The sequence below is a fragment of the Flavobacterium sp. CG_23.5 genome (genome assembly GCF_017875765.1).
Taxonomy (GTDB): domain Bacteria; phylum Bacteroidota; class Bacteroidia; order Flavobacteriales; family Flavobacteriaceae; genus Flavobacterium.
In genome coordinates, this window is the sequence record NZ_JAGGNA010000001.1 from 261575 (window position 1) to 276435 (window position 14861).

The 14861-nt window shown below is 31.8% G+C and carries 15 protein-coding genes; 13 read left to right on the forward strand and 2 right to left on the reverse strand.

Translation table 11 applies throughout. From position 1 onward, the window contains the following. Positions 1–30 precede the first annotated feature (30 nt). From H4V97_RS00980 to H4V97_RS01040, 13 genes are all read left to right on the forward strand, one after another. Positions 31–549, forward strand: coding sequence for a DUF6913 domain-containing protein (locus tag H4V97_RS00980; RefSeq protein ID WP_196849613.1), 519 nt, complete (start codon positions 31–33; stop codon positions 547–549). 9 nt (positions 550–558) lie between these two features. Beyond that, complete coding sequence (dapA, locus tag H4V97_RS00985; protein ID WP_196849612.1) at positions 559–1446, forward strand: 4-hydroxy-tetrahydrodipicolinate synthase; 888 nt, start codon at positions 559–561, stop codon at positions 1444–1446. 129 nt (positions 1447–1575) lie between these two features. After that, a complete protein-coding gene (locus H4V97_RS00990) occupies positions 1576–2370 on the forward strand; it encodes an outer membrane protein assembly factor BamD (protein WP_196849611.1) in 795 nt (264 codons plus the stop codon). A 4-nt stretch (positions 2371–2374) separates the two neighbouring features. Beyond that, positions 2375–2692 (forward strand): DNA-directed RNA polymerase subunit omega, encoded by a 318-nt coding sequence (locus H4V97_RS00995; protein WP_035671643.1) that lies wholly within the window; start codon positions 2375–2377, stop codon positions 2690–2692. 7 nt (positions 2693–2699) lie between these two features. Further along, the gene (gene coaBC / locus H4V97_RS01000; protein WP_196849610.1) at positions 2700–3911 is read left to right on the forward strand and encodes a bifunctional phosphopantothenoylcysteine decarboxylase/phosphopantothenate--cysteine ligase CoaBC; all 1212 of its coding nucleotides are present in this window, start codon (positions 2700–2702) and stop codon (positions 3909–3911) included. Continuing rightward, on the forward strand, positions 3904–4788 hold the full coding sequence (locus tag H4V97_RS01005) for a DUF4835 family protein (protein ID WP_196849609.1): 885 nt from the start codon (positions 3904–3906) through the stop codon (positions 4786–4788). The genes coaBC and H4V97_RS01005 overlap by 8 nt, the downstream gene beginning before the upstream one ends. A gap of 56 nt (positions 4789–4844) precedes the next feature. After that, positions 4845–6497 carry a DNA repair protein RecN gene (gene recN / locus H4V97_RS01010; RefSeq protein WP_209548688.1) on the forward strand — a complete coding sequence of 551 codons (1653 nt, stop codon included), beginning with the start codon at positions 4845–4847 and terminating at the stop codon, positions 6495–6497. 92 nt (positions 6498–6589) lie between these two features. Then, entirely contained in the window at positions 6590–7780 is a 1191-nt protein-coding gene (gene fabV, locus H4V97_RS01015) for an enoyl-ACP reductase FabV (protein WP_196849607.1), read from the forward strand. Between the two features lie 123 nt (positions 7781–7903). Then, a complete protein-coding gene (locus H4V97_RS01020) occupies positions 7904–8710 on the forward strand; it encodes an enoyl-ACP reductase (RefSeq protein WP_196849606.1) in 807 nt (268 codons plus the stop codon). 129 nt (positions 8711–8839) lie between these two features. Then, positions 8840–9838 carry a glycosyltransferase gene (locus tag H4V97_RS01025; RefSeq protein WP_209548689.1) on the forward strand — a complete coding sequence of 333 codons (999 nt, stop codon included), beginning with the start codon at positions 8840–8842 and terminating at the stop codon, positions 9836–9838. Position 9839: 1 nt separating this feature from the next. Continuing rightward, on the forward strand, positions 9840–10436 hold the full coding sequence (gene coaE, locus H4V97_RS01030) for a dephospho-CoA kinase (RefSeq protein ID WP_196849604.1): 597 nt from the start codon (positions 9840–9842) through the stop codon (positions 10434–10436). Between the two features lie 59 nt (positions 10437–10495). Beyond that, on the forward strand, positions 10496–12079 hold the full coding sequence (locus H4V97_RS01035; protein WP_196849603.1) for a sensor histidine kinase: 1584 nt from the start codon (positions 10496–10498) through the stop codon (positions 12077–12079). A 3-nt stretch (positions 12080–12082) separates the two neighbouring features. Continuing rightward, on the forward strand, positions 12083–12796 hold the full coding sequence (locus H4V97_RS01040; RefSeq protein WP_196849602.1) for a response regulator transcription factor: 714 nt from the start codon (positions 12083–12085) through the stop codon (positions 12794–12796). A gap of 143 nt (positions 12797–12939) precedes the next feature. Here H4V97_RS01040 and H4V97_RS01045 read toward each other — a convergent pair whose 3' ends face one another. Together H4V97_RS01045 and miaA are read right to left on the reverse strand one after the other, a co-directional pair. Further along, a complete protein-coding gene (locus tag H4V97_RS01045; protein WP_209548690.1) occupies positions 12940–13680 on the reverse strand; it encodes an acyl-[acyl-carrier-protein] thioesterase in 741 nt (246 codons plus the stop codon). Between the two features lie 100 nt (positions 13681–13780). Next, positions 13781–14698, reverse strand: a complete 918-nt coding sequence (miaA, locus tag H4V97_RS01050) for a tRNA (adenosine(37)-N6)-dimethylallyltransferase MiaA (RefSeq protein ID WP_209548691.1) — start codon at positions 14696–14698, stop codon at positions 13781–13783. Positions 14699–14861 lie beyond the last annotated feature (163 nt).

Below are 14861 nucleotides of genomic sequence, written 5' to 3' on the forward strand. Positions count from 1 at the left end.
TAATTAATTTTGTAATCAGGTAAATGTAGTATGTTTATAAATTATATAAAGAATTTCTACGTAAAAAAAACATTTAAAAAAAACTTGCAAAATGTAAAAAGCGAGGAGGTTTCAAATGTGGTAAAAACAGTTGGTTTGTTAATTGATACCAGTTATTTTTCTAAAAAAGAAGCCTTGATTAACGACTTAATTGCAAATGGATTTTCTAATGAAAATATTAAGGTTATTGTTTACACAGATAAATCAAAGTCAAACAACGCAAATTCACAACTTGCATTCAGTGCAAAACATCTTAATTGGAAAGGAGAAATTACGGAACCAAAAGTAAATGATTATCTCAATGAAGAATTTGATTTTCTTATCAGTTATTACGATGTTGAAAAAACAATACTAATGCTTTTTACTATTAAATCGAAAGCAAAATTTAAAGTGGGTTTTGCATCAATTGACAAAAGGTTAAACCATTTGATTATTGATACGAAAGCCGAAAATTATAAAGTTTTCACTGATGAATTATTCAGATATTTAAAATTATTAAACAAAATATAATCCAATACTATGCAATCATTAATAGGAACTGGTGTTGCCCTTGTAACTCCATTTAAAGAAGATTTTTCAATTGATACAGAAGCTTTAAAAAGAATTGTAAATTTCTCGATAGATGGCGGAATTGAATACCTTGTAGTGCTTGGTACGACTGCTGAAAATGCTACCTTGTCTCAAGAGGAAAAAGAATTAGTTATCAGTACGGTAATAGAAGCAAACAACGGAAGTTTACCATTAGTTCTTGGGGTAGGAGGTAACAATACTTTAAAGGTAGTTGAAGAATTGAAAACTAGAGATTTATCTCAATTTGTTGCAATTCTCTCTGTTTCACCTTATTACAATAAACCAACACAAGAAGGAATTTATCAACACTTTAAAGCAGTTGCAGAAGCGTCTCCAATTCCAGTAATTTTATATAATGTTCCGGGAAGAACAGCAAGTAATATGTTGCCGGCTACTGTTTTGCGTTTAGCCAATGATTTCAAAAATGTAGTTGCCATCAAAGAAGCCGCGGGTGATATGGTTCAAGCGATGCAATTATTGAAAAATAAACCAAAAGATTTCCTTGTAATTTCTGGAGATGATATGATTGCTTTACCTATGGTTTTAGCCGGTGGATCTGGTGTTATATCTGTAATTGGTCAAGGTTTTCCAAAAGAGTTTTCGGAAATGATACGATTAGGTTTGAATAGAAAAGTGGATGAAGCATTCAAAACACAGTATATTTTAGATGATTGTATCGATATGATTTTTGAACAAGGAAATCCTGCAGGAATCAAAGAAGTGTTTCTATCATTGGGAATTTCCGAAAATGTTGTTCGTCTTCCACTAATAAAAGTAGATGAGACATTAGCGGGAAGAATAAACCATTTTGTTGAAAAAATGAATAAAAACGGATAAAAAATCTTACTTTTATTAAAACAAAAAAATATTTTGAAGTAGCTAAATTATTAACTAAATTTGCCACCGAAACTTCGGTATGATTTTTTGTGTTTACTACGGCCGGGAAATCATAAATAAAGTATAAAAATGAAAAAAATATTATCTCTATTACTTCTTGTTACCTTTTTTTATTCTTGTAATGAATATCAAAAAGCTATAAAAACCGAAGATGTTTCCATAAAGTTTAGTATGGCAACCAAATTGTATGATTCAGGTAGTTATACTAAAGCAATTCGTCTTTTTGAGCAAATTGCTCCTACTTACAGAGGGAAACCACAAGCAGAAAAATTGTTTTATATGTTTGCGCAATCGTATTATAAAACAAAACAATATTATTTAGCGGGATACCAATTTGAAAGTTTTGTTTCTGGTTATCCAAAAAGTGAAAAAGTTCAAGAGGCTGCTTATTTAGCCGCCAAAAGTTACTCGATGCTATCACCGGTTTATAGTTTAGATCAAAAAGATACCTTTAAGGCCATTGACAAACTTCAAGCATTTATAGACAATTATCCAAATTCAGAATATTTGGCAGAAGCAAACGCAACGCTAAAACAGCTAAGCGAGAAAATAGAGAAAAAGGTATATGAAAATGCAAAAGGTTATAATACCATCTCAGATTACAAATCTGCGATTGTTGCTTTTGATAACTTTATAGCAGATTATCCTGGTACAATGTTCAGGGAAGATGCTCTTTTTTACAAATTTGATTCTGCTTACCAATTAGCAATAAACAGTATTCCTGCAAAAATGGAAGAAAGATTAAATGTTGCAAAAGCAGCGCATTCAAATCTTGTAAAATTTAATGCAAATAACAAATACAAAAAGAAAACTGACGAAATGTTAGTGCGAATTGATAAAGATTTACAAAAATTTAATAAATAAAGTCATGGATTTAAAAAAGACGAATGCTCCGGTAAATACAATAACTTACAATAAAAATGTTATTGAAGAACCTACTGGTAATGTGTATGAAGCGATAACCATTATGGCTAAAAGAGCAAACCAAATCAATTCTGAAATCAAAAAAGAATTGACAGAGAAATTGGAAGAATTTGCTACATATAATGACAGTCTTGAAGAAGTTTTTGAAAATAAAGAACAAATTGAGGTTTCTAAATTTTACGAAAAATTGCCTAAGCCTCATGCTTTAGCGGTTCAAGAATGGTTAGATGGTAAAATCTACCACAGAGATTCAAATAAATAATAGTATAATGTCAGTTTTAAGCGGTAAGAAAATTTTACTAGGTATTTCTGGTGGGATTGCTGCCTATAAAACAGCGTCATTAGTACGACTCTTCATAAAAGCAGGTGCACATGTCCAAGTGATAATGACACCTGCTTCTAAGGATTTTGTAACTCCTCTAACGTTATCTACGTTATCAAAAAATCCTGTATTTTCCAGTTTTTATAATCAAGATGATGAGAACGAAAAATGGAATAATCACGTTGAATTAGCACTGTGGGCAGATTTGATGCTTATTGCACCTGCAACGGCAAACACCTTGTCTAAAATGGCAAGCGGTACTTGTGATAATCTTCTTATTGCAACTTATTTATCGGCAAAATGTCCGGTGTATTTTGCTCCTGCGATGGATTTGGACATGTATAAACATCCCTCTACGATTGCAAATTTTTTAGCTTTAAACCAATTTGGAAACACTATAATTCCCGCTGAAAGTGGTGAATTAGCCAGTGGTTTATCTGGTGAAGGAAGAATGGCAGAACCAGAAAATATTGTAGCATTCTTGGAAGCTGATTTAGAAAGTAAATTACCTCTTAAAGGGAAAAAAATACTAATTACTGCCGGTCCCACATACGAAGCGATAGATCCTGTACGTTTTATAGGAAATCATTCGTCTGGAAAAATGGGTTTTGATATTGCCTTAAGTGCTGCAAATTTAGGGGCTTCAGTGATATTAGTTACTGGTCCTACCAATTGTAAAGCGGTTCATTCTTCGATAAAGGTGATAAATGTAGTTTCTGGTGAGGAAATGTATAACGCGTGTCATCTCTATTATGAGGATGTTGATGTGGCAATAGCTGCAGCAGCAGTAGCAGATTACAAACCAAAGAATGTGGCACTTCAAAAGATTAAAAAAGCAGAAGATGATTTCACCATTGAGCTGGAAAAAACCAAAGATATTTTAGCTTCTTTGGGTAAAATCAAAAAAAATCAGTTTTTAATCGGGTTTGCTTTAGAAACGGAAAATGAAATTGAAAATGCGAAGTTGAAAATTCAGAAAAAAAACTTAGATTTGATAGTTTTAAACTCATTGCAAGATCAAGGAGCCGGTTTTGGAAAGCCGACAAATAAAGTTACCTTTATAGATAAATTTTTCAATATCGAAGCGATGGAACTGAAATCAAAAGAAGCTGTGGCGGATGATATATTAAACAAAGTAATCACACATTTTTATGTATAAAATAATTACTTTTCTTTTCTTACTTACTTTTGGGCTTTCACAAGCGCAACAGCTAAATTGTACGGTAACGGTCAATTCACAAAAACTAACTAATGCGAATCAAGCCGTTTTTAAAACTTTGGAAGCGTCAGTAAGTGAATTTGTAAATAAAACAGATTGGACAGGACAAACTTTTAAACAAAATGAAAAGATTAATTGTTCGATGTATATTACTGTTTTATCGAACAGTTCCGATCAATTCACGGCAACAATACAAGTACAATCATCAAGACCTGTTTTCAATTCATCCTATGCTTCGCCTGTATTGAATTATAACGATAAGGACTTCAGTTTTAGATATACGGAGTTTGAAAATTTAATCTTTAGTCCTACTACTTTTGATTCAAATTTAGTGTCAGTATTGGCATTTTATAGCAATATAATATTGGGAATGGATGCAGATACTTTTGTATTACAATCGGGGAATCCTTATTTTGAAACAGCCCAAAACATTTCTAATGTGGCGCAACAAGGCGGTTATAAAGGATGGACGCAAAGCGATGGAAATCAAAATCGTTACTTTTTGATAAATGATTTATTATCTCCCACATTTATGGAAGTCAGACAAACTTTATTCGATTACCATTCCGGATTAGATTTGATGAGTCAAGATTTGAAAGCTTCAAAAGAAAAAATAAAGAAGTCATTACTTAATTTATCAAAATTAAATAATACAAAACCCAATGCTTTTTTAACACGCGTATTTTTTGACGCTAAATCAGACGAAATTGTTTCTATTTTTTCAGGTGGGCCAAGTATTTCAATTACTGATTTGGTTGAGAATATGAATAAAGTTTCTCCTTTGAATTCCAGTAAATGGGCATCAATTAAGTATTAATTGATTACTTTCAAATTACTAAAATATCCTTGTTTTTCATCCCAAAATTAATTTAAATGATTACCTCTCTTTCGATAAAAAACTATGCACTTATAGAAAAATTAACTATTGATTTTTCCAAAGGTTTTTCAATAATCACTGGAGAAACAGGCGCAGGGAAATCAATAATATTAGGAGCTTTAGGTCTAGTTTTAGGAAAAAGAGCCGACTTAACTTCGTTGAAGAATAAAGAAGAAAAGTGTATTATTGAAGCTCATTTTGAGATCTCCAAATATAATCTGCGTCAATTTTTTGAAGAAAATGATTTGGATTATGAAGATGATACCATTATTAGACGTGAAATTCTGCCGTCTGGGAAATCAAGAGCTTTTATCAATGATAGTCCCGTAAATCTTCAAGAACTACAGGAATTGAGTTTGTTTTTGATTGATATTCACTCGCAACAACAAACCCAAGAACTATCGGATGAGAATGTTCAATTCGAAATTATAGATGCAATTGCTACTAATCAAGTTACTATTCTAGAGTATCAATCGGTTTTGAAAAGTTATAAATTGGATAAGTCTAAATTAAATTCGCTTCTTAAAAAACAAAATGATGCTTCAAAAGAGCAAGAATACAATACTTTTTTATTGGATGAATTAGTAACTGCACAATTAAAATCAGGCGAACAAGAAGTTCTTGAAGCTGATTTTGAAAAATTGAATAATGTTGAGATTATAAAAGAATCCATTGATAAATCTTTGGCTGTTGCCAATGAAGAACAAATAGGAGTTTTACATAATTTGAATGAAATTAAGGTTTCATTGCAAAAAATTTCCTCTTTTTCTTCCGAATATTATTCCTTGTTGGAAAGAGTTACAAGCATAGCAATTGAATTTGATGATATTTCTGATGAATTAAACAGATGTTCAGAGAAACTGATTAATGATCCGGAACAATTGGATTTAATTAGTCAAAAGTTGCAAGTGATTTTTAATTTGCAAAAGAAACATCAAGTTTCTTCAGTCGATGAATTAGTAGAAATTCAGGCTAATCTAGAAAATTCAGTTTTAGAATTAGGAAATTTAGAGGAAGAAATTATAGTATTGACTACTTCAATTCAACAAAAAACGATAATATTAGATACTTTATCTGAGACAATTCATAAAAACAGATTGGATTCAATCCCTGTTTTATCTGGAAAGTTGATTACTATTTTAGAAACTTTAGGAATGCCAAATGTGCGTTTTAATATTGAACTTAATGCGACTTCAACTTATTTAGCAAACGGAAAAGACGAACTTCAGTTTTTATTTTCTGCTAATAAAGGAACTGACTTTGGATTACTGAAAAAAGTGGCTTCCGGGGGAGAAATGTCAAGAATAATGCTTGCAGTAAAGGCAATATTGGCACAATATTCAAAATTACCGACACTGATTTTCGATGAAATAGATACCGGTGTTTCAGGCGAAATTGCAATTAGAATGGGAGAAATCATGAAGGAAATGAGCCAGAAAATGCAAATTTTTGCCATTACCCATTTACCACAAATTGCTGCAAAAGGAAATGCACATTTCAAAGTATTCAAATCGACTATTGGTGAGGATACACAATCCGAATTAAAGTTACTGAGTAATGACGAAAGAGTTGTTGAAATTGCGCAAATGCTATCAGGAATTGTTGTTTCTGATTCGGCCTTAAATCATGCAAAAACCTTGCTGAATTAATATTTAGCTTTATATTTGTTTCCTTTTAACAAAAGGTATTTTCGTATTACCAAAAAATAATTTCAAGGATAATAAATTAAGAATAACAAGATATGATTATAGAACCAAGAATGAGAGGATTTATTTGTACGACATCTCACCCAAAAGGATGCGAACAAAATGTTAAAAATCAAATTGAATATATAAAATCCAAAGGTCCTATTGCTGGAGCCAAAAAAGTATTGGTAATTGGTGCTTCAACCGGTTTTGGTTTGGCTTCGAGAATTACAAGTGCTTTTGGTTCAAATGCGGGAACTATAGGTGTATTTTTTGAAAAACCACCAGCAGAAGGCAAAACAGCTTCTCCGGGTTGGTACAATTCTGCGGCTTTTGAAAATGAAGCGCATAAAGCGGGATTATTTGCAAAAAGTATTAATGGCGACGCTTTTTCAAATGAAATAAAAAAACAAACATTAGATTTAATAAAAGCTGATTTAGGCCAAGTTGATTTGGTTATCTACAGTTTGGCTTCTCCTGTTCGTATGCATCCGGTAACCGGTGTTTTACATCGTTCCGTTTTGAAACCTATCGGAAGTACGTTTACCAATAAAACGGTAGATTTTCATTCAGGTAAAGTTTCAGAAATTTCTATTGCTCCTTGTACTGACGAAGACATTGAAAATACAGTTGCGGTAATGGGTGGTGAAGATTGGTCAATGTGGATTGATGCTTTAAAAGCTGAAAATCTCCTTGCTCCAGAAGCTACTACGGTTGCGTATTCTTATATAGGACCATCACTTACTGAAGCCGTTTATAGAAAGGGGACCATAGGTCGTGCCAAAGATCACCTTGAAGCTACTGCTTTTTCTATTACAGATAGTTTAGCAGATATTAATGGTAAAGCTTATGTTTCTGTAAATAAAGCATTGGTTACTCAAGCAAGTTCAGCAATTCCAGTTATTCCATTATATATTTCTTTATTGTATAAAATCATGAAAGCAGAAGGAATTCATGAAGGATGTATTGAGCAGATTCAGCGTTTGTACAGTGAAAGATTATATACTGGTGCCGAAATTCCAACGGATGAAAAAGGTAGAATTCGTATCGATGATTTAGAAATGCGTCCTGATGTTCAAGAAAAGATTGCTAAATTGTGGGCAGAGGCTGTGACCGAAAATTTATCTGATATATCTGATTTAGAAGGATACAGAAAAGATTTTTACAATTTATTCGGTTTTGATGTTGAAGGTGTAGAGTACAAAGCTGATGCGGATGAAATGGTAAATGTTTCTAGTATTGCGTAATTCTTTTTACAAAGTTAAAATATAAAATTTTTCATAATACACCTTAATTTCATAATGGTTTTATTCATTTAGAAATTAAGGTGTATTTTTTTTAAATCTGATTTAAAGTTAATTTCATTTGTTATGTATAATTTATTAAAAGGGAAAAGAGGTATTATTTTTGGAGCATTAGATGAAAATTCCATTGCTTGGAAAACGGCCGAACGTGTTCATGAAGAAGGAGGGATTTTCGTGCTATCGAATGCGCCGGCTGCGATGAGAATGGGAACCATTGATCAATTGGCACAAGAAACTAATTCGCAAATCATTCCTGCAGATGCAACTTCGGTAACTGATTTAGAAAATTTAGTTGATCAGGCAATAGCAATTTTGGGAGGTAAAATTGATTTTGTTTTGCACTCTATCGGGATGTCTGTAAATGTTCGAAAAGGAAATCATTACACGAATCAGAATTATGATTACACGGAGAAAGGTTGGAACGTATCTGCCGTTTCTTTTCATAAAGTGATGCAAGTTTTGTATAAAAAAGATGCCATGAACGAATGGGGAAGTATCGTGGCTTTGTCTTATATGGCAGCGCAGCGTGTTTTCCCTGATTATAATGATATGGCTGACAATAAAGCTTATTTGGAATCTATTGCCCGCAGTTTTGGATATTTTTTTGGAAGAGATAAAAAAGTAAGAGTGAATACCATTTCACAATCACCGACGGCTACCAAAGCGGGTCAGGGTGTGAAAGGTTTTAATGGATTCATTGCTTTTGCTGAGAAAATGTCACCATTAGGAAATGCAACTGCTTTAGATTGTGCTAATTATACTGTTTCTATGTTTTCGGATTTAACAAGAAAAGTGACTTTACAAAATTTATTGCATGATGGTGGATTCTCCAATATGGGAGTGAGCCAGGAAGTGGTTGAAATGTTTGAATAAAAAGCAAATAAAACCAAAAATTTTACAACAACCATCAATTGCTATTTGATGGTTTTTTTATGGATAAAGATTATATTTGTTAAAATTTTCGAATCAATAGAATACTACCTAAATAGAACATTAAAAAGTATGTTATTTTCCTTAATCATTCCAGTTTACAACCGTCCAGATGAAGTCGATGAACTTTTAGAAAGTTTGTCGCAATCGAACTACAATGAGATTTTTGAAATTGTGATTGTTGAAGATGGATCTACATTGAGATGCCAGGATGTCGCTCAAAAATATGGGAACAAATTAGATATTTCTTACTATTACAAAGAGAATTCAGGGCCTGGAGATTCCAGAAATTACGGAATGAAAAAAGCAAGAGGAGATTATTTTATCATTTTTGATTCAGATTGCATCATTCCAAAACAGTATTTAGATGAAGTTGAAAAAGCTTTAAAACAAAATTATGTAGACTGTTTTGGTGGGCCTGACAAGGCTTTGGACAGTTTTTCCGATATTCAAAAAGCAATAAATTTTGCTATGACTTCATTTCTCACTACGGGTGGAATTCGCGGTGGATCAGAAAAAATTGATAAGTTTCAACCTCGAAGTTTCAATATGGGATTGTCTCGAAAAGCTTTTGAAGCCTCACAAGGTTTTGGAAATATTCATCCTGGGGAAGACCCGGATTTATCGATACGTTTATGGAACTTAGGTTTTGAAACCAAACTTTTTCCAAACGCATTTGTATATCATAAAAGAAGAATTGATTGGGATAAGTTTTCTGTTCAGGTCAATAAATTTGGTAAAGCAAGACCAATTCTTAATAGCTGGTATCCCAAGTACAATAAAATTACTTTTTTCTTCCCAACTGTTTTTTTAATAGGATTTGTTGTAGCGCTTCTTGCCCTAGTTTTTAATAATGATTTGCTGCTTAAAATGTATTTTATGTATTTTTTGGTATTATTTTTGATGTCAACATATCAGAACAAGAGCTTGAAAATAGGGTACTTATCATTAATTGCAGTTTGGAAACAATTCTTTGGTTACGGACTCGGTTTTATGGAATCATTTATAAAAATCATCATTCTGAAACAAAAGCCTCAGAAGGCCTTTCCAGAATTGTTTTTCAAAGTATAACATGACAAAAATTATAGGATTAACGGGTGGTATTGGCACTGGAAAAACTACAATTGCTAATGAATTTCGATCATTAGGAGTTCCGGTTTATATTGCTGATGATGAAGCTAGAAAACTCATGCAGTCCAGTGATGTTATTGACGCAATCAAAATAGTTTTTGGTCATGCCGTTTTTGATGATAATCAACTAAATAGAGAAAAGCTTGCCCAAATTGTGTTTAACGACCCCGAAAAACTGGAGCAACTTAATGCAATTGTTCATCCGGCCGTAAAAAAACATTTCTCGGAATGGATTTTAAATCAGAAAGAGTCTCCGTTTATTATTTATGAAGCAGCAATTTTGTTTGAAAGTGGGGGTTACAAAAATTGTGATTTAATCATTACTGTTACCGCACCTTTAGAAATAAGGATTCAAAGGGTAATGGAAAGAGATAAAACGACCCGTGAGCAAGTTTTAAAAAGAATTAATATGCAATGGAATGACGAAAAACGCATCCTAAAAAGCGATTTTGTCATTAAAAACACAAATATTGAAGAAACTAAATCAGAAATTGTTAAAATTCTTAAAATTTTAAGGATTAGACAAAATGAGCATTAGATGTTAATGTTTGGTTAATGTATTATTTAATATATTGTTAAAATACTAATTTTGTTTCGATGAATAAACTTTTTTTTAGATTACTAGTATTATTGATGAGCTTATCCTTGATTGGGATAATTTTGGTTCAGGTATATTGGTTTAATACATCATTTAAAAATAATGATGATCAATTCAAATTTCATGTTAAACAAGTTATAGGTAACGTAGCCGATAAATTGCAGCAAAAAGAGGCTTATAGTTTTTATGATAAATACAATCACTATAAAGACAGTACAGGTAAAATTCCTCAAAAGAATGATTTATTGGAATTTTATTATGTTCAGAAAAATCCTAAAACGAATAAAACTATAGTTTATTCAAATAGCATTATATCAGAAGATTATAAAATATCGTCGACGTTCTTTGATAAAAAATTTGATAGTGATAGATTTAAGAATTTTAATTCTAAACGAGTTACGGAAGTTTACAACAATAACAATATTGACAATTCGTCTGTTCAACAAAACTTAATTCCAGATGTGAAGATTGAAAAATCTGGAAATTTAGATGTTCTAGATAATGCTCAATTTGAGATTTTTTTCAAAGATATTGCTTCAGCAATGCCTATTCAAGAAAGAGTTTCAAAAGAAATATTGCAGAAGCTAATAAAGAAAGAATTAGAGGAATATGGTGTAAATACAAGATTTGAGTTTGGTATTTATAATAATAATTTGGCAACAAAGGTAAAATCAAAAGATTTTAAATATGATAAAAATGCCACTTATTCAATTCCTATTTTTAGTGATAATGAAGGAAATAGTAAATATCAATTATTGGTTACATTTCCTCATAAAAAGAAATATTTATTGTCAGAACTCGTTAGTATAACAGTACTGTCGATCATATTTACGCTAATTATTCTGATAGCATATTCGAGTGCATTAAATCAATTAATTCGTCAACGTCATATATCGGAGATTAAAACAGATTTTATCAACAATATGACTCATGAATTTAAAACGCCTATTGCGACTATTAATTTAGCTTTGGATGCGATAAAAAACCCGAAAATAATTGATGATAAGGAGAAGGTTCTTCGATACCTTCAAATGATTAGGGATGAAAATAAAAGAATGCACGCTCAAGTTGAAAATGTTTTGCGTATTTCTAAATTAGAAAAAAAAGAGTTAGATATAGCTAAAGAATCTTGTAATGCTGAAGAAATTATTAATGAAGCTATTGAGCATGTAAATTTAATATTGGAAGACAGACAGGGTACAATTACAACACATTATGATGCCACAAGAAAGACTGTTTTGCTAAATGACGTTCATTTTACCAATGTGATTGTGAATATTTTGGAAAATGCAATTAAATACTCACCAGATATTCCTAAAATTGATGTTGTTACAGAAAATGTAAAAGATATGGTCATCATTAAGATTAAGGATAATGGACTAGGAATGGGTAAGACAGCGCAGAAAAGGATTTTTGAAAAGTTTTATAGAGAGCATACAGGAGACATACATAATGTTAAAGGGCACGGTTTAGGTTTAGCCTACGTAAAAAGAATTGTTGAAGACCATAATGGTCAAGTATATGTAGAAAGTGAAAAGGGGAAAGGAAGTACCTTTATAATAAAATTACCATTAATAAATTAAAATATGGAAAATGTAAATAAAAAAATACTTTTAGTTGAAGACGACCTTAATTTTGGTGCCGTACTAAAAGATTATTTGATGCTAAATGATTTTGACGTTACTTTAGCTAAAAATGGAATGGAAGGTTTTGAAAAATTCAAAAAAGATACCTTTGATTTATGTATTTTGGATGTTATGATGCCATATAAAGATGGCTATACGCTAGCAAAAGAAATCAGAGAAAAAAATAATGAAGTGCCAATTATTTTCTTAACAGCAAAATCTATGAAAGAGGATGTGTTGAAAGGGTACAAAGCTGGTGCGGATGATTACTTAAATAAACCTTTTGATTCTGAAGTGCTTTTAATGAAAATTAAAGCTATTATTCAAAGAAAATCTTCAGATAATAAGGCGGAACAAGCACAATTTGAATTTAATATTGGTAAATTTCATTTTAATTCAAAACTCCGTTTTTTAACTTTTGATAATGAAGAACCAATAAAATTATCTCCTAAAGAGAATGAATTATTGAAAATGTTGATTCTTCATGAAAATGATTTAATGCCTAGAGAGTTAGCATTAACTAAAATATGGAGAGATGATAACTACTTTACTTCAAGAAGTATGGATGTTTACATCGCTAAATTAAGAAAATACCTTAAGCTAGATGAAGATGTAGAAATTCTTAATATTCACGGTGAAGGATTTAGATTAGTTGTAAAAAACAAAGTAGCATAATATTAAAGAGGCTTCGAGAAATCGGAGCCTTTTTTTTGGAGCTATTTCCAGCTAACCGTTTTAATCTTTTATGCTGAACACCAGCATAAAAGGATTTCCACTTTTATCTGGGCTAGGACTTTATGGAAAAAATAAATTTTAGTTTATTTCCAATTCAATTGCAAAGCGAAACTGGTTTTATCTTCTTTCGTGATACTAAATGTAGTCGCGTTTTCATTTAAACTTTTATGAATGATCACGCTGTCTTTGAAAGATAACTCCTTAAGAAAATTCATTTCAAAACTTGCAATTTGTTGGTTTAGAATTAGTTTTTCGTCTATATGATCTAGACACCATTCCAAATATTTTACATTATTTACGTGATTTACAATATCCAAATCGGATAAGAAAACTGTTTTTTCAAAGACCATTTCTTTTTGATGATTCAAATTAATTTTTGAAAAGCCATGCTTTGTAGCTCTTGTATCAGGATACAATTGAAAATGGTCGAATGGTAAGGCCAAACCTTCTGGTCGGCGAATTTCAGTATTAAAAACAACCCAAAAAGTCTCCGAACCGACTATTTTTTTTCCATTGACGTACATTTCAAGCGCACGTACCGAACGGGAATTTTCTAAAGAATTAATCCAAGTTTTTACTGTCACTACATCTCCCCATTTAGGTAAAGCATCGATTTCAACTCGCATTCTGCTCAAAACCCAAGCTTGGTTGAATTCCTGCATGTCAGAAAAACTAATTCCGCCAATTTCCGAATGTGCTGCGGCTGTTAACTGCAGGATATTGCACAAATCAGTATATTTTAAGTAGCCGCTTGGTGCACATTGAGTAAAATTGATTACCCAATCTTTGCTAAGAATGGAAGTGAAATGTGGAGCTATTGGCATTGATAAATAGGATTTAAGATTTTTGATTAACGATTTAAGATTTTTGATTTGCCATAGCTATTGAAATTGATTTTTGCTATTGTTATTGCAATTGAATTGGCTATTTCTTTGAATTTATATAACTGACAATTTCTTCATACGGAGTTTCAAAATTAAACCATTTGGTATTTTCATTTCTTTTAAACCAAGTCAATTGGCGCTTAGAAAACCGTCTCGTGTTTTTCTTTATTTCTTCGATGGCAAATTCTAATGTGATTTCACGATCAAAATAACTAAATAATTCTCTATAGCCCACGGTTTGCAATGCATTCAATTCCTTGTTTGGAAATAAAGCTTTGGCTTCAGCCAATAAACCTTCGTTCATCATACTATCAACACGTAGATTGATTCGATTGTATATTACGTTTCTTTCTGCTTCAAGTCCAATTAAAATAGGAGTGAAGTTGCGACTGTTTTGTTTTTGATTTAAAAAAGATGAATATGGTTTTCCAGAACCCAAGCATACTTCTACAAAACGCATCATTCGTTGTGGATTTTGTAAAGTTTGTGGATTTTCTTTTGTTAATCTTGCGTAATAATCTGGATCTAATACTTCTAGTTTTTGTTGCAAATACCCAATTCCCAATTTTTCATAATTTGAATTTACATCTAAGCGAACTGAAGGATCAATTTCAGGAAATTCATCAAAACCTTTCAGAATCGAATCCACATACAAGCCGGATCCGCCAACTAAAATAGCATAATCGTTTGTCAAAAATAATTCATCGAGTTTAGACATGGCTTCTTTCTCAAAATCACCTACTGTATAATTATCGAAAATTGAAATATTTTGAATGAAATGATGTTTTGCTGCCGCTAGCTCTGAATTGCTTGGAACTGCTGTTCCTATGCTCATTTCTTTGAAAAATTGTCGGCTGTCGCAGGAAATAATTTCGCAATTGAAATAGTTTGCGAGCATAATACTTAAGGAAGTTTTTCCAATAGCTGTGGGTCCGATAATGGTTATTAAGTATTTCATGTTTTTTAGCCCTGATGGAAACGGAAACCCCGGAGTTATGAAAGTTCGTTTTTCTTGGTGTAAAAGAGCGACCAAAGGAAGCTCCTTTTATGCCTTAGAAAAACTACTTGAATAGCGAGGAGTTGCAGTGTATAGCAGGAGTAGCTACAAATTAAAGTTAGTC